At 70.3% G+C, this 20,254-nt stretch carries 18 protein-coding genes; 12 read left to right on the top strand and 6 right to left on the bottom strand.

The window, feature by feature from the left end:
* Positions 1 to 25 precede the first annotated feature (25 nt).
* Together msrB and MFF13_RS05485 are read left to right on the top strand one after the other, a co-directional pair.
* Positions 26 to 457, top strand: coding sequence for a peptide-methionine (R)-S-oxide reductase MsrB (msrB, locus tag MFF13_RS05490; protein ID WP_238271270.1), 432 nt, complete (start codon positions 26 to 28; stop codon positions 455 to 457).
* Between the two features lie 260 nt (positions 458 to 717).
* Positions 718 to 1,650, top strand: a complete 933-nt coding sequence (locus MFF13_RS05485; RefSeq protein ID WP_147831273.1) for a hypothetical protein — start codon at positions 718 to 720, stop codon at positions 1,648 to 1,650.
* Between the two features lie 94 nt (positions 1,651 to 1,744).
* On the opposite strand, the gene MFF13_RS05480 is transcribed toward MFF13_RS05485, so the two are convergent.
* Complete coding sequence (locus MFF13_RS05480; protein WP_238271261.1) at positions 1,745 to 2,170, bottom strand: L,D-transpeptidase; 426 nt, start codon at positions 2,168 to 2,170, stop codon at positions 1,745 to 1,747.
* Between the two features lie 258 nt (positions 2,171 to 2,428).
* On the opposite strand from MFF13_RS05480, the gene MFF13_RS05475 reads away from it, so the two are divergent.
* The 8 genes from MFF13_RS05475 to MFF13_RS05440 all read left to right on the top strand — a co-directional run bounded on the left by MFF13_RS05475 (position 2,429) and on the right by MFF13_RS05440 (position 11,976).
* Complete coding sequence (locus MFF13_RS05475) at positions 2,429 to 3,820, top strand: dicarboxylate/amino acid:cation symporter (RefSeq protein WP_147752408.1); 1,392 nt, start codon at positions 2,429 to 2,431, stop codon at positions 3,818 to 3,820.
* Complete coding sequence (locus MFF13_RS05470) at positions 3,817 to 4,743, top strand: ROK family protein (protein ID WP_238271259.1); 927 nt, start codon at positions 3,817 to 3,819, stop codon at positions 4,741 to 4,743. Before MFF13_RS05475 ends, MFF13_RS05470 begins: the two co-directional genes overlap by 4 nt.
* A gap of 59 nt (positions 4,744 to 4,802) precedes the next feature.
* Positions 4,803 to 5,813: an ArsR/SmtB family transcription factor gene (locus tag MFF13_RS05465; RefSeq protein ID WP_238271257.1), complete on the top strand. Its 1,011-nt coding sequence runs from the start codon at positions 4,803 to 4,805 to the stop codon at positions 5,811 to 5,813.
* 56 nt (positions 5,814 to 5,869) lie between these two features.
* On the top strand, positions 5,870 to 6,790 hold the full coding sequence (gene metF, locus MFF13_RS05460; protein WP_147752399.1) for a methylenetetrahydrofolate reductase [NAD(P)H]: 921 nt from the start codon (positions 5,870 to 5,872) through the stop codon (positions 6,788 to 6,790).
* 168 nt (positions 6,791 to 6,958) lie between these two features.
* Complete coding sequence (gene metH / locus MFF13_RS05455) at positions 6,959 to 10,711, top strand: methionine synthase (RefSeq protein ID WP_238271255.1); 3,753 nt, start codon at positions 6,959 to 6,961, stop codon at positions 10,709 to 10,711.
* A gap of 75 nt (positions 10,712 to 10,786) precedes the next feature.
* Positions 10,787 to 10,927, top strand: coding sequence for an antitoxin (locus MFF13_RS05450; protein WP_238271246.1), 141 nt, complete (start codon positions 10,787 to 10,789; stop codon positions 10,925 to 10,927).
* Between the two features lie 113 nt (positions 10,928 to 11,040).
* Positions 11,041 to 11,433 (top strand): PIN domain-containing protein, encoded by a 393-nt coding sequence (locus tag MFF13_RS05445; RefSeq protein ID WP_283205809.1) that lies wholly within the window; start codon positions 11,041 to 11,043, stop codon positions 11,431 to 11,433.
* Positions 11,434 to 11,529: 96 nt separating this feature from the next.
* Positions 11,530 to 11,976, top strand: a complete 447-nt coding sequence (locus MFF13_RS05440) for a hypothetical protein (RefSeq protein ID WP_238271236.1) — start codon at positions 11,530 to 11,532, stop codon at positions 11,974 to 11,976.
* Positions 11,977 to 12,075: 99 nt separating this feature from the next.
* On the opposite strand, the gene MFF13_RS05435 is transcribed toward MFF13_RS05440, so the two are convergent.
* Positions 12,076 to 12,315 (bottom strand): hypothetical protein, encoded by a 240-nt coding sequence (locus tag MFF13_RS05435; protein WP_147829267.1) that lies wholly within the window; start codon positions 12,313 to 12,315, stop codon positions 12,076 to 12,078.
* A gap of 170 nt (positions 12,316 to 12,485) precedes the next feature.
* On the opposite strand from MFF13_RS05435, the gene MFF13_RS05430 reads away from it, so the two are divergent.
* Positions 12,486 to 13,025: a formaldehyde-activating enzyme gene (locus tag MFF13_RS05430; protein ID WP_147754419.1), complete on the top strand. Its 540-nt coding sequence runs from the start codon at positions 12,486 to 12,488 to the stop codon at positions 13,023 to 13,025.
* Positions 13,026 to 13,059: 34 nt separating this feature from the next.
* Here the strand turns inward: MFF13_RS05430 and MFF13_RS05425 are convergent, their stop codons facing one another.
* From MFF13_RS05425 to MFF13_RS05410, 4 genes are all read right to left on the bottom strand, one after another.
* A complete protein-coding gene (locus tag MFF13_RS05425) occupies positions 13,060 to 13,497 on the bottom strand; it encodes a hypothetical protein (RefSeq protein WP_238271234.1) in 438 nt (145 codons plus the stop codon).
* An 81-nt stretch (positions 13,498 to 13,578) separates the two neighbouring features.
* The gene (locus MFF13_RS05420; RefSeq protein ID WP_238271232.1) at positions 13,579 to 16,926 is read right to left on the bottom strand and encodes an error-prone DNA polymerase; all 3,348 of its coding nucleotides are present in this window, start codon (positions 16,924 to 16,926) and stop codon (positions 13,579 to 13,581) included.
* On the bottom strand, positions 16,899 to 18,470 hold the full coding sequence (locus tag MFF13_RS05415; protein ID WP_238271230.1) for a Y-family DNA polymerase: 1,572 nt from the start codon (positions 18,468 to 18,470) through the stop codon (positions 16,899 to 16,901). Before MFF13_RS05415 ends, MFF13_RS05420 begins: the two co-directional genes overlap by 28 nt.
* A complete protein-coding gene (locus tag MFF13_RS05410; protein ID WP_238271228.1) occupies positions 18,394 to 19,170 on the bottom strand; it encodes an ImuA family protein in 777 nt (258 codons plus the stop codon). The genes MFF13_RS05415 and MFF13_RS05410 overlap by 77 nt, the downstream gene beginning before the upstream one ends.
* A 220-nt stretch (positions 19,171 to 19,390) precedes the next feature.
* On the opposite strand from MFF13_RS05410, the gene MFF13_RS05405 reads away from it, so the two are divergent.
* Positions 19,391 to 20,227: a collagen-like protein gene (locus MFF13_RS05405; RefSeq protein ID WP_238271226.1), complete on the top strand. Its 837-nt coding sequence runs from the start codon at positions 19,391 to 19,393 to the stop codon at positions 20,225 to 20,227.
* The last annotated feature ends 27 nt before the right edge of the window (positions 20,228 to 20,254 follow it).

Below are 20,254 nucleotides of genomic sequence, written 5' to 3'. Positions count from 1 at the left end.
CCGACATCCACAAGCGGAGGATACGATGAGCGGATCGGATACGATGTCGGCGCCGGAGGCCCGGAGCAAGGCCGAGTGGAAGGCGGCGCTCACGCCCGAGCAGTACCGGGTGCTGCGCGAGCACGGCACCGAGCGCGCCGGCACGAGTTGCCTGCTCGCGGAAAAGCGCCCGGGCACCTTCACCTGCGCCGGATGCGGCACGCCTCTCTTCGTCAACGAGACCAAGTTCGAATCCGGAACCGGCTGGCCGAGCTTCTTCGAGCCGCTCCCCGGCGCAGTCGAGACGCAGGTCGATCGCAGCCACTGGATGGTTCGCACCGAGGCGCATTGCGCCCGCTGCAAGGGGCATCTCGGCCACGTCTTCGACGACGGCCCGGCGCCGACGGGCCTCCGTTACTGCATGAACGGAACATCCCTCGCGTTCACGCCGAAGGAGCCGGCCTCGGGAACGGTCTGAGGTAGGATAACAAGCGTCATCCAAGGTCTTGCGGCGTCGCGGTCTTGATTTCGTCGGCTTTTTGCTTAGTCCCTAAGCGGATCGACGGGCGGCGAAGGCCCTTTCCTTGGCGGACGACAGGCACGCGCCGGCGGGATCGACGCGCGGGACGGCCAAGCGTTTTAACGCTTCGCCCGGCCTCCCCTGCGGTCTTCGCCGCACGAAGCAGTACGGGCGGCATCTCCGGCGGTCGCCGGAGCGTCCTTGAGCAGAGGTTGAGTATGAGCGTCGTCCGGCGGTTTCTCGTGGCACCGGCCCTGGTGCGTCTGATCCGCAAGGAGCGCGGCGGCGGCCGGATCACCGAAGGCTACTTTGCACCCCAGGGCGGGCGGACCTCGTTCGTCCGGGTCGACGGGCAGCAATGCCACCTCGTCCTGGTGACCAAGGATGCACAGGGTGCGGCCGCCGAGGAGCGGACCGACGTTCCCCGCGCCCACGGCGACGCGCTGCTCGACGTCTGCTCCGGCAAGGCCGCCTACGACCGCACCGCGGTGTCGCTCGGCGCGAAGGAGGCGATCATCGACCGCTACGTCAGCCCGGGCAGCCTCGATCTGGTCAGCGTGAGCTTCGACGAGCCCGGCGAGGCCGCGGCCTTCAGCGCCCCGGCTTGGTTCGGCCGTGACGTGACGGACGACGCCACGTTCGATCGCCAAGCGCTGGCGCTCCAGGGCATTCCGTCCACGGGCGAGATCGGCCTGAGCAACGCGGCGCTCGACGCCGTCCTCGATCTGATCGAGCCCCGCTTCGGCTTCGGCCGCTACGGCGCGAATGCGCGGACCGGCGACAAGCCGGCCGAGAAGGACGGCGTCGTCGACGCGCTGCGGCGGATCGCGGGTTCCGGCGCGCCGGCTGTAGCAGCGGCAGTTGCCGCCGCGCCCGTCGTCGAGGCGCCGCCCACTCCCGAGCCCGCGGCCCCGGAGCCGGTCGCGTCCGAACCCGAGCCCGCCCCGGCGCCGGCACATGTCGCGTCGGCCGAGCCTGAGCACGCCGCCGAGGCCCAGCCGCAGGACGCGCGGATCGACGACGTGATCGAGAGCCTGTCGCAGGCACTCGGCGCGGCGATCCAGCAGCCGCCGCAGGAGCCCGCGGGCGACGATCCGGCCTCAACCTTCGAGCGCTGGACCGTCCGTCCCCGTCGGAATCAGCAGACCTGAGCGATAGACCGCTTTTACACTGATCGTTCGACGTCCGAGGACCGTCGCCGCAGCTGCGGCGGCGGTCTTCGCCGTTCGGGGCCGCCGCTACGGGTCAGCGACGGATGACGACGCTCGCCCCGCCGTAGCTCCTGGCCAGGCTGAACAGGCGGCTGGCATGGCCGGGCGCCAGGCGGACGCAGCCGTGGCTGGCGCGGCGGCCAAGCTGCCCGACCGAGTAGGTGCCGTGGATCGCGTAGCCGCCGCGGAAGAACATGGCGTGCGGCATCGGCGAGCCGTGATACTTGTGCGAGCGCCACATCGGCGCCATCAGCCCGACCCGGAAGTTGCCGTTCGGCGTCACGTAGCCGCTACGCGCCGTCGAGACCGGCCAATCGTGCGAGAGCGCGCCGTTGACGTAGACGCGCATGCGCTGGCGGGACTGGTCGACCTGAGCCACGATCCCGGCGCTTGCCGGCAGGGTGAGGGCAAGGCAGAGGAGGCCGCCGGCGGCGGCGAGGACGGCACGGATCTGGGGCACGATGAAGCTCCGGCAATCAAGCAATCCGGCCGATGGACGACACCGTCCGGCGTCGATGTCGACGCGACCGCTACGACTTCAGTGCCCCCTGTACTCTGCCGCGAAAAGGCCGTTTTTCCTGGAGGAACAGGTTTTTGTCACGGGTTCGGCGTGTGGAAATACTCAGCCGCCGTTGAGGCTTGGAGCCAACTTCGCTAGCCTCCGGCAAAATGGGAGGGTGCACGGCAAGCGTGCACGGGCGAAATCATGGCGCAGGCGATGCACGGTTCGACGAGCGTGGCGGGGACCGCGAAGGCGGTCGCCCCGGAGCCCTGGTACAAGGTGCTCTACATCCAGGTGCTGATCGCGATCGCGCTCGGCATCCTGCTCGGCTACGTCGACCCCGGCTGGGGCAAAGCGATGAAGTGGCTTGGCGACGGCTTCATCGCCCTGATCAAGATGATGATCGCGCCGATCATCTTCTGCACCATCGTGCACGGCATCGCCTCGATCGGCGACCTGAAGAAGGTCGGTCGCGTCGGCCTCAAGGCGTTGATCTATTTCGAGGTCGTCTCGAGCTTCGCGCTGCTGATCGGCATCGTCGTCGGCGAGGTCGTCCGGCCGGGCGCGGGATTCGGCGCCGACCTGTCCAAGCTCGACGCCAAGGCGGTCGAGAGCTACGCCAGCAAGGCTGCCGCCGACTCCACCATCGCGCACATCCTGGGCCTCATCCCCAAGAGCTTCTTCGACGCGATGGCCACCGGCGACCTGCTCCAGGTGCTGCTGATCTCGATCCTCACCGGCTGCGTGCTCACCGGAATGGGCGCGAAGGGCGAGGCGATCACCAACGGAATCGACGCCGCCGGCCAGGTGTTCTTCCGCATCATCGGGCTGATCGTGAAGCTCGCCCCGATCGGGGCCTTCGGCGCGATGGCCTTCACGGTCGGCCAGTACGGCATCGGCAAGGTCGTCGACCTCGCCTGGCTCGTGGGCACCTTCTACACCACCTCGCTGCTGTTCATCTTCGTTGTGCTCGGCGGCATCGCGGCGTTCTGCGGGTTCTCGATCTTCAAGTTCCTCGCCTACATCAAGGACGAGCTCCTGATCGTGCTCGGCACCTCCTCGTCTGAGACGGTGCTGCCGCATATGATGACCAAGATGAAGCGCCTCGGCGCCTCGGACTCCGTCGTCGGCCTGGTGATCCCGACGGGTTACTCGTTCAACCTCGACGGCACCAACATCTACATGACGCTCACCACCCTGTTCCTGGCGCAGGCGGTGGGCGCGGACCTGACCTTCGGCCAGTACGCGACGATCTTCCTCGTGGCGATGCTGACCTCGAAGGGCGCCTCCGGGGTCACCGGCGCCGGCTTCATCACCCTGGCCGCGACGCTCGCCGCGATCCCGGGCACCCCCGTCCCGGTGGCGGCGATGACGCTGGTGCTGGGCGTCGACAAGTTCATGTCCGAGTGCCGCGCCCTGACCAACCTCATCGGCAACGGCGTCGCGACGATCGTCGTCTCGCGCTGGGAAGGCGAGCTGGACAAGGCCAAGCTCAACCAGGTGATGGCGCACCCGATCTCCATCGGCACGCACATCTCCGACGAGACGCCCGAGCCGATGACGGTCCAGAGCGGCCCGGCCGCGCCGAAGATCGCCGCCGCGGAGTGAGCGGGTCGCGCACCGGGGCGGTCTTCCGCCTCGGCATCGATCTCGGAGGCACGAAGATCGCCGGCATCGTCCTCGATGCCGGCGGTTTCGTTCTGGCGGAGGCTCGGGTGCCGACGCCGCGGAACGACTATGCCGGCACGGTGCGGACGGTCGCGGAGCTCGTCGCCCGGCTCGAGGTGGAGGCCGGCTCGCCCTGCACCGTCGGCGTCGGGATGCCGGGGGCGATCTCGCCGGCGACCGGCCTGGTGAAGAACGCGAACTCGCACTGGCTCAACGGGCGGCCGTTCGGCGTCGACCTCGAAGCCGCGTTCGGGCGTCCCATCCGCATCGAGAACGACGCCAACTGTCTCGCGGTGTCCGAGGCGGTGGATGGCGCGGGCGCCGGGTCGAGCCTCGTCTGGGCTGTGATCCTCGGCACCGGCGTCGGCTCCGGCATCGCCTGGGACCGCAGGCCGCTCGCCGGCCGCGGCCGCATCGCCGGCGAGTGGGGTCACAACCCGCTGCCGAGCCCGGACGACGACGAGCGGCCCGGGCCGGCCTGCTATTGCGGGCGCCACGGCTGCATCGAGACCTGGGTGTCGGGGCCGGCGCTCGCCGCCGACCATGCCCGCCGCACCGGTATCACCTGCTCCGGCGAGGCCGTCGTCGCGGCGATGCGCGCAGGCGAGGCCGGCGCGCGGGCGAGCTTCGCCGCCTATCTCGACCGGCTTGGCCGCGGTGTCGCCCACGTGGTCAACATCCTCGATCCCGACGTGGTCGTGATCGGCGGCGGCCTCTCGCGGGTCCCGGAACTGATCGGCGGACTGCCGGTGGCGACCGCGCCGCACGTGTTCTCGGACCGCTTCGACACGCCGATCCGCGAAAGCCTGCACGGCGACGCCTCGGGCGTGCGCGGCGCTGCGTGGCTGTGGGATGCCGAATAGGCGTCGCGCTTAAGAAAAGGCGCTTGCCACAAGATGCGATCGAACATAAAGATATCTTTATGTCTCATGATCGCGCCCAGACGACGGCACCGGTCTCCTTCCCCGACGCCCTCGGTGTGCTCCGGGCGGCGGCTGAGGAAACGCGCCTGCGCATCCTGGCGCTGCTGTCGGAGGGCGAGCTCTCGGTCTCCGACCTCACCGACATCCTCGGCCAGTCGCAGCCGCGGATTTCGCGCCACCTCAAGCTTCTCGTCGAGGCCGGGCTGATCGAGCGCCACCGCGAAGGGGCTTGGGCGTTCTTCCGCTTGTCCGAGACCCGGGCCGGCCTCGTCGATCCACTGATCGCGGGGCTCGCACGCGACGGCGCACCGCTCTCCGAGGATCGCGCCCGGCTCGATGCAGTCCGCAACCAGCGGGCGGAAACCGCCAAGACCTTCTTCGCGCGGCTCGCGCCGAAATGGGACGAGCTGCGCTCGCTCCACGTGCCCGAGGCCACCGTCGAGGCGGCTGTTTTGGCGGCGCTCGGTCCGCGCCCGGTCCGCAGCCTGATCGATCTCGGCACCGGCACCGGGCGGATGCTCGGACTGCTGGCGCCGCTCGCCGCCCGCGCGACCGGCCTCGACTCGAGCCACGCCATGTTGTCGGTCGCCCGCGCCAACCTTGAGCGGATGGGCCTTTCGCGGGTCGACCTGCGCCAGGGCGACATCCACGCGCCGCCCTTCGCCCGTGGAAGCTTCGACCTCGTGGTGGTGCATCAGGTGCTGCATTACCTCGACGAGCCTGGGCGCGCCTTGCGCGAGGCGGCCCGCCTCGTGGCGCCGGGCGGTCGGATGCTGGTGGTCGACTTCGCGCCGCACGACTTGGAGTTCCTACGCGAGTCGCAGGCTCACCGCCGCCTGGGCTTTGCCGCCGACCAGGTCTCGGGCTGGCTGTCCGAGGCCGGGCTCGACACCGAGGTGATCCGCGACCTCGCTCCGACGGACCGAGCCCAGCTCACCGTCACCCTCTGGCTCGCGGCGGACCGCCGCGCGATGCCCGAGGCCATCCGACCCGAGCGCGCCGTCGCCTGAGGCGGCCAGATATCCGTGACGATCGTCTGAACCGAACGACATCGAGGACGAAGCCCATGCCGAACGCCATCCGCCACCGTGCCAGCCGCGACGGCTACCACCCGATCCGCGTCTCGATCGAGTTCTTCCCGCCGAAGACCGAGGAGATGGAGAAGATCCTTTGGTCCTCGATCGAGCGCCTGGCGCCGCTCGGGCCGAAGTTCGTCTCGGTGACCTACGGCGCAGGCGGCTCCACCCGCGAGCGTACCCACAATACCGTCGCCCGCATGGTGACCGAGACCGGCCTCAAGCCGGCCGCCCACCTCACCTGCGTGGACGCGACCCGCGACGAGATCGATGCGGTGGTGCAGTCCTACTGGGATGCCGGCGTGCGCCACATCGTGGCGCTGCGCGGCGACCCGGCCGAGGGCGTCGGGCACGCCTACCGTCCGCATCCCGGCGGCTACGCGCAGACCTCGGACCTCGTGGCCGGCATCAAGCGGATCGGCGACTTCAAGGTCTCGGTCTCGGCCTATCCCGAGAAGCACCCCGAGGCCGCCTCGCTCGACGCCGACATCGACGCGCTGAAGGCCAAGGTCGACGCCGGCGCCGACCAGGCGATCACGCAGTTCTTCTTCGAGAACGAGGTCTACCTGCGCTACGTCGACAAGGTGCGCGCCGCCGGCATCGACATCCCGATCATCCCCGGCATCCTGCCGGTGCAGAACTTCAAGCAGGCTGCCAACTTCGCCCGCCGCACCGGCGCCTCGGTGCCGTACTGGCTGGCGGCGCGGTTCGAGGGGCTTGAGGGCGACGTCGAGACCCGCCGGCTGGTGGCGGCGGCCGTGGCGGCCGAGCAGGTGCTCGATCTGGTGGACGAGGGGGTCAACGACTTCCACTTCTACTCGATGAACCGCTCCGACCTCGTCTACGCGATCTGCCATCTCCTCGGCCTGCGTGCCCAGGCGCCGAAGGTGATGGCGGCGAAAGCCGCCTGACGGCTCGACCGCTCCGTCATCCCGGGGCGCCGCAGGCGAGCCCGGGATCCAGACGCTCCGACCTTGCCGAAACGACTTCGACGACAGCCGAAACCGACCTCCCGGACCCGTCGCGGTTCTGGATTCCGGGCTCCGCTGCGCGGCCCCGGAATGACGAGTGAGACATCCATGACCGACCTCCGCCCCGTCGACGGCACCGAAATCGAAGCCGCCCTGCGCCAGCGCGCCAAGGAGAAGATCCTCGTCCTCGACGGGGCGATGGGCACCGTGATCCAGCGCCTCGGCTATGGCGAGGCCGACTTCCGGGGCGAGCGCTTCGCGGACCACTCCCACGACCAGAAGGGCAACAACGACCTCCTGATCCTGACGCAGCCCGACGCGATCCGGCAAATCCACCTCGACTACTTCCTGGCCGGCGCCGACGTCTGCGAGACCAACACCTTCTCCGGCACCACGATCGCGCAAGGCGATTACGGCATGGAATCGGTGATCCACGAGCTGAACGCGCAAGGCGCGCGGCTCGCCCGCGAGGCCGCCAAGCTCGCCGAGGAGAAGGACGGCCGCCGCCGGTTCGTCGCCGGCGCCGTCGGCCCGACCAACCGCACGCTGTCGATCTCGCCGGACGTGAACAACCCCGGCTACCGCGCCGTGACCTTCGATCAGGTCAAGCAGGCCTATGCCGAGCAGGTCCGCGGCCTGATGGACGGCGGCGCCGAGCTGATCCTGATCGAGACCATTTTCGACACCCTCAATGCCAAGGCGGCGATCGCGGCCACCTGGCAGGTGTTCGACGAGCGCGGCGTCAAGCTGCCGATCCAGATCTCCGGCACGATCACCGACCTGTCCGGGCGCACCCTGTCGGGCCAGACCCCCGAGGCGTTCTGGAATGCGCTGCGCCATTGCCGGCCGCTGACCTTCGGCCTCAACTGCGCCCTCGGCGCCCGCGAGATGCGCGGCCACATCTCCGAGCTCTCCCGCGTCTGCGACACGCTGGTCTGCGCCTACCCGAATGCCGGCCTGCCCAACGAGTTCGGCCTCTACGACGAGAGCCCGGAGGCGATGGCCAAGCTCGTCGCCGAGTTCGCCGAGGGCGGCATCGTCAACATGGTCGGCGGCTGCTGCGGCACCACGCCGGACCACATCCGCGCCATCGCCGAGGCCGTCGCCGGCAAGACGCCGCGAGCGATCCCGACGATCGCGCCGCTGATGCGGTTGTCCGGCCTGGAGCCGTTCACGCTGACGAAGGAGATTCCCTTCGTGAACGTCGGCGAGCGCACGAACGTCACCGGCTCGGCCAAGTTCCGCAAGCTCGTCACGGCAGGCGACTATGCGGCGGCCCTCGACGTGGCGCGCGACCAAGTCGCGGCCGGCGCCAGCATCATCGACGTCAACATGGACGAGGGCCTGCTCGATTCCGAGAAGGCGATGGTCGAGTTCCTCAACCTCGTCGCCGCCGAGCCCGACATCGCCCGCGTGCCGGTGATGGTCGATTCGTCGAAGTTCCACGTCATCGAAGCCGGCCTCAAGTGCATCCAGGGCAAGGCGATCGTGAACTCGATCTCCATGAAGGAGGGCATCGAGAAGTTCATCGCCGACGCCAAGGTGTGCCGTTCCTACGGCGCGGCCGTGGTGGTGATGGCCTTCGACGAAGAGGGGCAGGCCGACACGCTGGAGCGCAAGGTCGAAATCTGCACCAAGGCCTACAAGGTGCTGACCGAGGAGGTCGGCTTTCCGCCCGAGGACATCATCTTCGATCCGAACGTGTTCGCGGTGGCGACCGGCATCGAAGAGCACAACGGCTACGGCGTCGCCTTCATCGAGGCCACCCGCATCATCCGCGAGACGCTGCCCCACGCCCACATCTCGGGCGGCATCTCGAACCTGAGCTTCGCCTTCCGCGGCAACGAGCCCGTGCGCGAGGCGATGCACGCAGTGTTCCTGTACCACGCGATCAAGGTCGGCATGGACATGGGCATCGTGAACGCGGGCCAGCTCGCGGTCTACGACCAGCTTCCGGCGGAGCTGCGCGAGCTGTGCGAGGACGTGGTCCTCAACCGGCGCGACGATTCCACCGACCGCCTGCTGGAGTCGGCCGAACGCTTCAAGACCGGCGCTTCGGCCCAGGCCAAGACCGCCGACCTGACCTGGCGCGAGAACACGGTCGAGAAGCGCATCGAGCATGCGCTGGTCAACGGCATCACCGAGTACATCCTCGCCGACACCGAGGAGGCGCGCCAGGGCGTCGAGCGCCCGCTCCACGTCATCGAGGGGCCACTGATGGCCGGCATGAACGTGGTCGGTGACCTGTTCGGCTCCGGTAAGATGTTCCTGCCGCAGGTGGTGAAGTCCGCCCGCGTGATGAAGCAGGCGGTAGCCTACCTCGAGCCGTACATGGAGGCGGAGAAGCTCGCCAACGGCGGCGACGGCAAGCGCCGCGCCGCCGGCAAGGTGCTGATGGCCACCGTGAAGGGCGACGTCCACGACATCGGCAAGAACATCGTCGGCGTCGTGCTGGCCTGCAACAACTACGAGATCATCGATCTCGGCGTGATGGTGCCAGCGGCCAAGATCCTCGACGTCGCCCGCAAGGAGAACGTCGACATCGTCGGGCTGTCCGGGCTGATCACGCCCTCGCTCGACGAGATGGTGCACGTCGCCGCCGAGATGGAGCGCGAGGGCTTCGACGTGCCGCTGCTGATCGGCGGCGCCACCACCAGCCGCGTCCACACCGCGGTGAAGATCCACCCGTCCTACCAGCGGGGCCAAGCGATCTACGTCACCGACGCCAGCCGCGCGGTCGGCGTAGTGTCGAGCCTGATCTCCAAGGAGACCCGCGGCGGCGTGATCGAGAAGGTGCAGGCCGAGTACGCCAAGGTCGCCGACGCCCACGCCCGCTCGGAGCTCGACAAGCAGCGCCTGACGCTCGCCAAGGCCCGCGCCAACGCCTTCAAGATCGACTGGACGGAGTACGCACCGAAGAAGCCGAGCTTCACCGGCACCCGCGTCTTCGGCGCCTACGAGGTCGCGGACCTCGTGCCCTACATCGACTGGACGCCGTTCCTGCAGACCTACGAGTTCAAGGGCCGCTACCCGGCGATCTTCGAGGATCCGAACCAGGGGCCGGCGGCGAAAGCCCTGTTCGACGACGCGCAGGCGATGCTGAAGCAGATCGTCGCCGAGCGCTGGTTCAACCCGAAGGCGATCCTGGGATTCTGGCCGGCCAACGCGATCGGCGACGACATCGCCCTCTACACCGGCGAGAGCCGGTCCGAGCAACTCGCCACCTTCCACGGCCTGCGCCAGCAGCTGTCGAAGCGCGACGGCCGGCCGAACACCTGCCTGTCCGACTTCGTCGCGCCGGCCGAGACCGGGATCGCCGACTACGTCGGCGGCTTCGTCGTCACGGCGGGCCTGGAAGAGGTGCGGATCGCCGAGAAGTTCGAGCGAGCCAACGACGACTACCGCTCGATCCTGGTCAAGGCGCTCGCCGACCGCATCGCCGAGGCCTTCGCCGAGCGCATGCACGAGCGCGTGCGGCGCGAGTTCTGGGGCTATGCGCCGGACGAGACCTTCGCGCCGGAAGACCTCGTGCGCGAGGAATACGACGGCATCCGCCCGGCCCCGGGCTACCCGTCGCAGCCCGACCACACCGAGAAGGTCACCCTGTTCGACCTGCTCCAGGCCGAGCGCCGCATCGGTGTGAAGCTCACCGAATCCTACGCCATGTGGCCGGGTTCGTCGGTCTCCGGCCTCTACCTTGCGCACCCGAAGGCGCACTATTTCGGCGTCGCGAAGGTGGAGCGAGACCAGGTCGAGGATTACGCCGAGCGCAAGGGCATGGACCTCCATGCCGTGGAGCGCTGGCTCGGGCCGATCCTGAACTACGACCCGGCGCGGTATCTGGCGGTGGCGGCGGAGTAGCGGGCGCCGCCTCGCTCGTTTCCTGCCTGGACGCCATCTGCATATATCCCTTGGAAGATATGGCAGGTGGCAGTCATGGCCGACATCGCGAAGGTGTTCTGGTCCGGGCAATCGCAGGCCGTCCGCTTGCTGAACGAACTCCGCTTCGACGCGGAGGCGGTGCGGATCAGGCGCGATGGCTACGCCGTCATCCTCGAACCGTTGGACGACGAGTAGGCGTCGTTTCCTCACCTGACCGACGAGGTCGCCACGGGCCTTCTCGCGGCCGTCGAGCAGGATTTGCCGCAGCAGGACCGACCCGGTCTCGATGCGCTCTTCGACCGAGGTTCCTGCTCGACACGAACGTGCTGATCGCGGTGATGAACCGGAGACCTGTCGTCACCGAAAAGGTCTTCAGCCATCCCAGACGCGCTTACGGCCTCACCGTCATCGTCGCGCACGAGCTTCTGTTCGGAACCTTTCGCGCTCTGCGCGTCGACGTCGCCCTCGAAGCGTTCGAAGGATTGCGCATGTCGATCGTGGATTTCGCGTTGGACGACGACCGCAAGGCGGGCGAGATTCGTGCCGCGTTCGCCGAGGCCGGAACGCCGATCGGCCCCTACGACGTGCTGATCGCCGGCCAGGCGCTCGCCCGAAACCTGATCCTCGTCACCCGCGACGTCTGCGAATTCGCGCGGGTGCCGGGCTTGCGCGTCGAGGATTGGGAGGGTGGGGGCGCATAAGCCGGCACCTGTGTCCCAGTGGAGCTTGACCGGGCGGCCGTCGCGGCTTCAATGCCCGGGCGGGATGGTCCGCGGGCGGGTTGCGTGGAGACGGGTATGCAGCGGCTGGCGTTCCTCCTCGCCGTCGCGACGGGCCTCGCGGTCACCGGCTGCACCGGCTTCTCCCACATCTCCAAGACCTACGTCAGCCTGACGCCGCAGGTGGTCACGATCTCCTGCAACGATCCCTACGAGGTCTACGACCAGCGCCAGCAGCGGCGGATGCTCGTCGTCTCGAACGCCCTGCGCGAGGTCACCGGCTGCGGCATCGGCGACCGCTACGCCGAGCGCGACCCCGGCGAGACGCGGGCGGCGCGCTTCCGCCTCGCGGCGCGGACCTACCTGGACGAGACCGTGCGCGAGGATTGCAAGATCATCGGCGAGGCGGTGTTCACCGACCTGCAGACCGAGTTCGTCTACGCCTGCGGCGGCCCGATCGAGTCGCGCACCGCGAAGGTGCCGCGCCTGCCCGGCCGCACAACCCCCGGCATCGGGCTGCGCTAGAGCATTTTCAAGCGAGGTGGAGACCGGCTCGCGTGAAAAAAAGGTGACCACACAACAGGCTAGAGCATCTTCTGTGATCTAGCGATCACAGAAGATGCTCTAGCGCTTCGGCGCCTGCGGGAAGCTGCGCTCGGCGGCGTCGCCGGCGGCCGCGAGCAGCGTCCGCGCAAAGGCGCGCGCCTCGGACCGGCTGAGGGCGAGGATGGCGGTGATGGGCTTGCCTCCGACGTCGGGCAGCCCGAGTTCCAGGCGCACCCCATCGCCGGCCGGCGCCGCCGACAGGCTCCAGCCGCGCTCGCTGGCCGGCCCCCGGCCCGGTCCCTGGTCCGGATCGCTCATCGTCGTTCATTCCCGTTCGGTCGCCCCCTGCATGACCGATCGCGCCTGCGGAGGCCAGGGCCGCCGTCCGCCTTTGTCGTCCGGACCAACGGTTGACGAAGGCGGCCGGGGATGATGTCTGCGCGGCCGACCGCGCCGTTTCCTGGGCGCCGCTTCCGAGGCCGAGAGACATGTCCGAGATCTGGTTCCGCACGGGCGAGGCAACCGTGCTCGCCGCCGAGGGGCAATACACCGACGCGATGCCCGAGGTTCTGATCGGCTCGACGCGCGGCCCCGTCGGCCAAGCCTTCGCCGGCATGATGGGCCAGGTGCAGGGCCACACCCGGATGTTCGTGGTGCGCGACCTCAATCAGCTCGTGCGCCCGGCCACGATGATGACCACCAAGGTCACGATCCACACGGCCGAGTATGCCGAGCTTCTCGGCGGCGTGGTTCAGGCGGCCACCGGGGACGCCATCGTGGATTGCATCATCGAAGGCATCCTGCCCAAGGACGGCCTCGACGAGCTGTGCATGATCATCATGATCTGGCTCGACGTCCGGTGCTCGGAGGACGAGAACCTCGACCGCAAGGACCTCTACCGCACCAACTACGAGGCGACGAAGCTTGCCATCGGCCGCGCGCTGCGCGGCGAGCCGACGGTCGAGGAGCTGATCGCCAACCGCAAGACGGTGAAGCACTACGCGCTGGAAGACATCATCGAGTACTGAGCAAAACGGGCGGTTCCGGCTCGCCGGGGGCGCCTCACCCCGGCGGGATGCGGCCGATCGAGCAGAGGGTGCGGATCGAGCCGGTGCTGTCGGTGTAGCAGCTCGCCGACCATCCGTTCTGCTGGATGAACGACTTGCGCCGCTCGGAGAGTGCGGTGGCGTGCGCCTTGGCGATGACGGCCTCGACCGTGCCGGCCGGCTCGCCGACGAGCAGTTCCGAGGCGATGGCGAGGTCGCGGAAGAAGGTCGCGGACGGCGTCGTCTCGCCGGAACTCGCCTGGACGATCGGCTCGGCCCGGCAGGTAAGGTCGAGCTTGATCGAGCCTGGCACCCTGATGTCGATGCTGGGGCCGGCGCGGCGCCCGACCTTGCCGCCGGTGGTGGCGGCGATCCTCTGAGCGAGGCCGTCGCATTCGTCCGCGCGGGCGGCGGCGGGAATCAGCAGGAGGCAGGCGAGGGCGAAGCGGAGCATGGCCGCACCATACAAGTGGCCGATCCGCTGTCGAGGCTCGTGGCTGTCCAAGCTCCTGACTTTACAGGTTCGGCGTCCTGCTCAATGGAAGTCCCGGCTGCGATAGGTCCGGCGATCGACGGGGGCGCCGAAGTCGTTGGTCTCGGGCGGCAAGCGGACGCCGCCTTCGCGCAGCGCGCGCAGCTCCTCCGTCAGGTCGCGGAACCGCTCGGCGACGAGGTGGACGACGCCCTCGGCCCGCTGCACCCGGCCCTGCACCGCCAGGAAGCGTGCGTTCATCGCGGCGCGACGGTTGGCCTCGAACACCGTCTTCCAGACGATGACGTTGGCGATGCCGGTCTCGTCCTCGAGCGTCAGGAACACGACGCCCTTGGCGGTTCCGGGACGCTGGCGGGTCAGCACCAGCCCGGCCACGGTGACGCGGCCGTTCTGGGGAAAGCTCGGATCGTGGTGCTCGCGCGCCGGGATCGCGCCGATCCGGGCGAGTCGAGCCCGGAAGAACGCGACCGGATGGCCTTTGAGCGAGAGCCCGGTGGCGGAATAATCCTCCGCTACCTGCTCGGAGGCCGGCATGGCCGGCAGCGCCACGGCCGGCTCGTTGCGGAAGAGCCCGTCGTCGGCGTGGAAGGCGAAGAGCGGCAGCGGCGCCTCGAGCAGGTGCGCGCGCCGGCCCAGGCCCGCGTCCGGCGCGGCCTTGGCGAGGCGTCCGCCCTCCAGCGTCCGCACCATCCACAGGGCCGCCCGCCGGTCGAGGTCGAGGGAGCGGAAGGCGTCGGCCTCAGCCAGCCGTTCCAGGGCGTTTCGGGGTAGCGCCAGGGCCGCCTGCAAGCCCTCGATGCTGGCGTAGCCGTTGGCCCGCAACGCCACGAGCCGGCGCATCGCACCTTGCGGTAGCCCGGTGATCTGCCGCAGGCCGATCCGCACCGCGAGCCGCTTCGGCACCCCGGGAGGGGGCGCTTCCGAGGCCGGCTCCAGGGTGCAGTCCCAGTCGCTGGCGTTGACATCGGGTCCGCGCACCTCGACGCCGTGGGCGCGGGCGTCGCGCACGAGCTGCGCCGGCTGGTAGAAGCCCATCGGCTGCGCGTTGAGGATCGCGGCCAGGAACACGTCCGGGTGCCGGCATTTCAGCCAGGCCGAGGCGTAGACCAGGAGCGCGAAGCTCGCCGCGTGGCTCTCGGGGAAGCCGTAGGTCGAGAACCCGCGGATCTGCTTGAAGCAGCGCTCGGCGAAGTCCTGCGGATACCCCCGCCGCGTCATCCCGCCGATGAACTTCTCCTCGAACCCGCCGATCGTGCCGACATGCCGGAAGGTCGCCATGGCGCGCCGCAGGCCGTCGGCCTCGGCCGGGGTGAAGCCGGCCGCGGTGATCGCGATCTGCATGGCGTGCTCCTGGAACAGGGGCACGCCGAAGGTTCGCTTCAGCACGCCTTCGAGCTCGTCCCGGGGGCCGTGCGCCGGGTCGGGGGAGGGGTACTCCACCGGCTCGTTCCCGGAACGCCGCCGCAGGTAGGGGTGCACCATGTCCCCCTGGATCGGGCCGGGGCGGACGATCGCGACCTGCACTACGAGGTCGTAGAACGCCTTCGGCTTCAGCCGCGGCAGCATCGACATCTGCGCCCGGCTCTCGACTTGGAACACGCCGACGGAATCGGCCTTCGAGAGCATCGCGTAGACCTCCGGTTCCTCTTGCGGCAGGTCGGCGAGGGTCGGGTAGTCGTGGCCGTAGTCGCGGGCGAGGAATTCGAGGCCCCGGCGGATGCAGGTGAGCATGCCGAGCGCCAGCACGTCGACCTTCATCAGGCCGACCACATCGATGTCGTCCTTGTCCCATTCGATGAAGGTGCGGTCGGGCATCGCGGCGTTGCCGACCGGCACGGTCTCGTCGAGGCGCCCGCGGGTGAGCACGAAGCCGCCGACATGCTGCGACAGGTGCCGCGGGAAGCCGACCAGCGAGACCGCGAGGTCCACCGCCTGGCGGATCGCCGGGTTCTCCGGGTCGAGCCCCGCTTGAGCCACATGCTTGTCGGGTAGGTCCTTGCCCCAGGACCCCCACACGGTCTCGCCGAGCGCGGCGGTGAGGTCCTCGGTCAGCCCCAGCACCTTGCCGACCTCGCGGATCGCCGAGCGCGGGCGGTAGTGGATCACCGTCGAGCAGATCGCGGCGCGCTCGCGGCCGTACTTGCCGTAGAGGTATTGGATCACCTCCTCGCGGCGCTCGTGCTCGAAGTCGACGTCGATGTCGGGCGGCTCGTCGCGGTTCTCGGAGATGAAGCGGGCGAACAGCAGGCGGATCTGGGTCGGGTCGACCGCGGTGATGCCGAGGCAGTAGCAGACCACGGAGTTGGCGGCCGAGCCGCGCCCCTGGCACAGGATGCCGCGGTCGCGGGCGAATTCTACGATGTCGAACAGGGTGAGGAAGTAGCGCGCGTAATCCATCTTCCGGATGAGGTTCAGCTCGTCGTCGAGCGTCTTCTCGACCGCATCGGGAATGCCGTCGGGGAAACGCCAGCGGGCCCGGTCCCAGGCTTTCTCGGTCAGGTGCGCCTGCGCCGTCTTCCCCGGCGGAACCGGCTCGTCCGGGTATTCGTAGACCAGTTCGCCCAGCGAGAACGTGCAGGCCTCCACGATCTCGCGCGTCGCGGCCAGCGCCTCCGGGTGGTCGGCGAACAGCCGCGCCATCTCGGAGGGCGGCTTGAGGTGGCGTTCGGCGTTGGCTTCCAGGCGGTAGCCGGCCTCCACGAGGGTGCAGCCCTCGCGGATGCAGGCGATCACGTCCTGCAGCGGGCGCCGGTCGGGATGGTGGTAGAGCGCGTCGGACACCGCGACCATCGGCGCGCCGAGGCGGTCGCCGAGCTCGGCCAGGAGCCCGAGCCGGCGGCGTTCGTCGCCGCGGTGATGGTGGCTCGCGCCGAGCCAGACCCGGCCGGGGGCGGCCGTTGCCAGCGTCTCGACCCGGGCGGAGAAGCTTGCCGGCGGCACTGGCCGCCGGCCGGGGGGCATCGCGATGAAGACCTGGCCCTCGGCCGCATCCAGCATCTCGGCGAAGGAGAACCGGCACTCGCCCTTGCGCACCCGACGGTTGCCCGTGGACAGGAGCCGGCACAGGCGGCCGTAGCCGGCCCGGTCCATCGGGTAGGTCACCGCCTCGAACCCCTCCTCGGTGACGAGCCGCACGCCTGGCAGGAACGGGATATTCCAAATGTCCTCGGCGCCCGGGCGCGCCGGCTTCACCCGCGCCGCCGCGTAGGCGCGTACCACGCCGGCGAAGGTGTTGCGGTCGGCGATGCCGATGGCGTCGAGGCCGTAGGCGATCGCCTGCTCGACGTATTCCTGCGGATGCGAGGCGCCGCGCAGGAACGAGAAGTTCGTGGAGACGGCCAGTTCCGCGTAAGTCCCCCCCGTCACGCGAACAGCCCGTGCACGAACCATGCGGCCGGCCGCTCGGGAAGGTTCGGGCCGTCGCGGTAGAGCCAGAGCCGGCGGCCGGATTCGCACTCGACGACGTAATAGTCGCGGGGGATGCCGGTCTCGCGCCACCATTCGGGGGCGATCCGCTCCGGACCCTCGGCGTGGGCGATCCTGTGGAGGCGGGAGCGCCAGCGGAAGCGGCGGGGCGGCCCCTCCGCCACAAGGGCGATCACGTCCTCGGCAGCCTCGCCTCGGTCGAACAGCACCAGCGGGCGTGGGCCGATCCCGGCATCGGGATCGGGCCAGTGCAGGACGACGCGCTCGACACGCCAAGGTTCGGTGTGCCGAGATTCCGTGCGCCATGGTGCGATGCGGTCGGCGCGCTCGGGCACGTGGCTCGCGCGGGGAGACAGGCGGATCACCGGGCGGCCGAAGCGCTGGCGCAGGGCGTCGGCGAGGCCGGCGATGCGCGCGCCGGGGGGCACGGGTCCGGTGTCGAGGGCGGCCTGGCGGCCGGGCATCGGACCGGTGGCGGCCACGTCGAGGCGGACGGTCTCGAAGCCGAAGCCGGCATCGAGGCCCGAGCCGAGTCGTTCGAGCCGGAGCTGCAGCAGGCGCGCCACGTGGTCCGGGCAGCGGCTCGGCTCGGACAGGCCGAGGTCGAGGGCGCGCACCACGTCGTCGACCCGGTGCAGCGACAGGCGCACGCCGCGGGCGCCGAGCCCGTCCGCCTCCAGGCGCGGCGCGATCTCGGCCATCAGCCGCCGCGCCGTCGCGACGACGATCTCCTGGCTCCCGACCGGATCGAGGAAGCCGCGGGCGGCGCCGTAACGCACGGGTTCGGAGATCGGGCTAAGGGGCTCGGGGCGGCGGCCCGTCGCCTGGTCCAGGCGCAGGAGCAGGGCTTCGCCGAAACGGCGCGCCAGGGGCGGGCGGGGCGCGTCGAGGAGGGCGCCGATGCGGCGAAGCCCGAGCCGCTTCAGGGCGACGGCAACGGCGGGCTCGCAGCGCAGGGCTTCGACCGGAAGCGGCCTCAGGATCTGCTCGGTCTCGTCCGAGGGGACGCATGCCATCTCCTCGCGCCCGTGGCGAGCCAGGGCGAAGGCCGCGCCGGGGGTGTCCGCCACGGCGATCCGTGCCGGTATGCCGGCGCGGGCCAAGCGGGCGGCGAGGTCTGCGACCAGCTTGTCCGCGCCGCCCATGAGGTGGTCCGCCCCCGTGACGTCGAGGTAGAGGCCGTCGCAGGCCTCGGCCGGGCCGAAGGGCACGACGCTCGGCGTGTAGCGCTGCGCCCAGAGGCAGAGCCTGGCGAACGCCGCCGCGTCGGCCGCCGGGTCGGCCGGGTGGACGTGAGGCGGGGTGGAGAGGCGTGCGCGCACGCGGCCCAGCGGCTCGCCGCGCCGCAGGCCGAGCGCGGCGGCGGCCGGGTTCACGGCGGTGAGCCGCAGGCCGCCGGCTCCGGCGGCGGCGATCACCAGGGGCAGGCCGTCATCCGGCGTAGCCCCCGCACGCATCAGGCGCGCGACGGGCCAGTCCGTCAGGCAGATCGAAACGATGCGCGGCATGATCCCACTCCAGGAGCCAGTCGCCCGGCCGGCCGTTGCGGCAGCGGTCGAGCCGTGCGCGCCAACGGGGACGCAGGGTGCAGCCGAACCGGTCGCGCGCCGCGCCGCCGGCCGCGATCCGCCAGCGCGTCGCCGCGCCGTTCGGCAGGGCGGCCCGGAAAGGCCGCAGGATCAGCAGAAGGGGCGGCGCGGTGCCGAAGGACCCGGCGGCCAGCTGCAGGCGGCGGCCCGGCTTCAGCGGAAGCCCATCCGCGACGAGCCCCGCCACCGCCGCGAGCTGCCCGGCCCGCAGTGTGTCCTCGAGAGCGCCGAACACGGCGGCGTCCGCCTCGGCCTCGAGCAGCAGCAGGCGCCCTGGATCGAGCCCGAGGCCGACGAGGCCGTGGCCGTAGGGAATCGGATGGCCAGGGGCGACGACGAGGAGGGCATCCCCGGCCGCGCGCGCGAGATGGCGGGCGACCAGCGCCAAGACGAAGCCCAGGGCCGAGGCCTCGTCGCCCGCGCCTTCGGGGGCGATCTCGTGGAGGAGGCCGAGGCCGAGGCCGCCTCCGGGAAGCCGCACATCGAGGTCGGCGACGCCGAAGGGGAGCACGCCGCCCACATCGGGCCGGCGCTCCGCGTCCAGGCGCACCCGCAACGCGGCGATCCGCTCCGCCGGGGAGGGCGGCCGTTCCTCCGGTTCGTCACGCGAGGGCTTCATCCCGATCCAGCTCCGACATGACGTCAGATAGGAACAAAACAAGAACATTTTCAAACGGTTTCGGAGCCCCACGAAATAGTCTCGCTTGCGCAGCGGCTTGGCCTGTGGACGGCTGTGTACGAGGCGACGACCGCCGTCCCGAAACCCAGGGTTGACCCCGGCGGCGGCCAAGCGGCAATGTCCCGCCGCCGCGCGATCCGGCGGTAGGAATCGTCCGACCATGACCCTTCGTCTCGTGCGCGCCGCCACGTTGCTCGTCGGCGGTCTCGTCCTCGCCGGGGCCGCCGAGGCCCAGCAGCCGGCGGCGGTTCCGGGCGCCGAGACGAAGCCCGCGCCGGCCCCCCGCCCGCGGGCGCGGCGGCCTCAGGCGCCGTCACAGCCGATCATGGTCTACGACGCCCGCATCGAGGCCGGCGACCTGCGGATCTCGGGCTCGGTCCGCAAGGGCGGCGCCGTCGTGGTGATGGACGAGGACGTGTCGGTGATGGCCGATTCTCGCGGCCGCTTCCTCTTCCGTCTGCCCTACCGCCCGGGCAGCTGCGTCGTGTCCCTCAAGAGCGACGAGGACGAGCGCGAGGCGGTGATCGCCAACTGCGCCCCCGAGGGCCAGGCCGGCGCCAAGGGAGAGACCGGTGTGCGCGGCGAGCCTGGCCCGCAGGGCGTGGCGGGACTTCCCGGGCCGGCCGGCCCGGCAGGCGAGGCCGGGTCCAAGGGGGAGCCGGGTCTCAAGGGTGAAGCGGGTCCCAAAGGCGAGGCTGGCGCCAAAGGCGAAGCCGGTCCGAAGGGGGAACCTGGTTCGAAAGGGGAGGCCGGTCCGGCGGGGCCTGCCGCAGCCGCGCTGCCCGCCGCGGCTCCCGCGACACCGTTCCGGGCGGTGCGCAGCGAGACCTGCCCGGCCTCCGGCTGCGCGATCGCCTGCGCGAGCGGCGAGGTCTTCGTCTCGGCCTACTGCCTCAAGGCCGGCGCCCCGGTCTTCTCGCAAGGCGCCGACGGCACGGCGACCGCCTCTTGCCCGTCCGAGTCTACCGGCATGGTCGGATTCTGCGCCCGGATGTGACGATCGCCTGAGAAGGCGGCGGATCGT

This window comes from Methylobacterium cerastii (genome assembly GCF_022179125.1).
Taxonomy (GTDB): domain Bacteria; phylum Pseudomonadota; class Alphaproteobacteria; order Rhizobiales; family Beijerinckiaceae; genus Methylobacterium; species Methylobacterium cerastii.
The sequence above is the reverse complement of the archived record's forward strand: the minus strand, read 5'-3'. Positions and strand labels throughout refer to the sequence as shown.

What these genes read in the sequence shown, in the direction of transcription:
- msrB (WP_238271270.1), top strand. Translation starts at nt 26, where the DNA reads ATGAGCGGATCGGATACGATGTCGGCGCCGGAGGCCCGGAGCAAGGCC.
- MFF13_RS05485 (WP_147831273.1), top strand. Translation starts at nt 718, where the DNA reads ATGAGCGTCGTCCGGCGGTTTCTCGTGGCACCGGCCCTGGTGCGTCTG.
- MFF13_RS05475 (WP_147752408.1), top strand. Translation starts at nt 2,429, where the DNA reads ATGCACGGTTCGACGAGCGTGGCGGGGACCGCGAAGGCGGTCGCCCCG.
- MFF13_RS05465 (WP_238271257.1), top strand. Translation starts at nt 4,803, where the DNA reads ATGTCTCATGATCGCGCCCAGACGACGGCACCGGTCTCCTTCCCCGAC.
- metF (WP_147752399.1), top strand. Translation starts at nt 5,870, where the DNA reads ATGCCGAACGCCATCCGCCACCGTGCCAGCCGCGACGGCTACCACCCG.
- metH (WP_238271255.1), top strand. Translation starts at nt 6,959, where the DNA reads ATGACCGACCTCCGCCCCGTCGACGGCACCGAAATCGAAGCCGCCCTG.
- MFF13_RS05450 (WP_238271246.1), top strand. Translation starts at nt 10,787, where the DNA reads ATGGCCGACATCGCGAAGGTGTTCTGGTCCGGGCAATCGCAGGCCGTC.
- MFF13_RS05440 (WP_238271236.1), top strand. Translation starts at nt 11,530, where the DNA reads ATGCAGCGGCTGGCGTTCCTCCTCGCCGTCGCGACGGGCCTCGCGGTC.
- MFF13_RS05435 (WP_147829267.1), bottom strand. Translation starts at nt 12,315, where the DNA reads ATGAGCGATCCGGACCAGGGACCGGGCCGGGGGCCGGCCAGCGAGCGC.
- MFF13_RS05430 (WP_147754419.1), top strand. Translation starts at nt 12,486, where the DNA reads ATGTCCGAGATCTGGTTCCGCACGGGCGAGGCAACCGTGCTCGCCGCC.
- MFF13_RS05425 (WP_238271234.1), bottom strand. Translation starts at nt 13,497, where the DNA reads ATGCTCCGCTTCGCCCTCGCCTGCCTCCTGCTGATTCCCGCCGCCGCC.
- MFF13_RS05420 (WP_238271232.1), bottom strand. Translation starts at nt 16,926, where the DNA reads ATGGTTCGTGCACGGGCTGTTCGCGTGACGGGGGGGACTTACGCGGAA.
- MFF13_RS05415 (WP_238271230.1), bottom strand. Translation starts at nt 18,470, where the DNA reads ATGCCGCGCATCGTTTCGATCTGCCTGACGGACTGGCCCGTCGCGCGC.
- MFF13_RS05410 (WP_238271228.1), bottom strand. Translation starts at nt 19,170, where the DNA reads ATGAAGCCCTCGCGTGACGAACCGGAGGAACGGCCGCCCTCCCCGGCG.
- MFF13_RS05405 (WP_238271226.1), top strand. Translation starts at nt 19,391, where the DNA reads ATGACCCTTCGTCTCGTGCGCGCCGCCACGTTGCTCGTCGGCGGTCTC.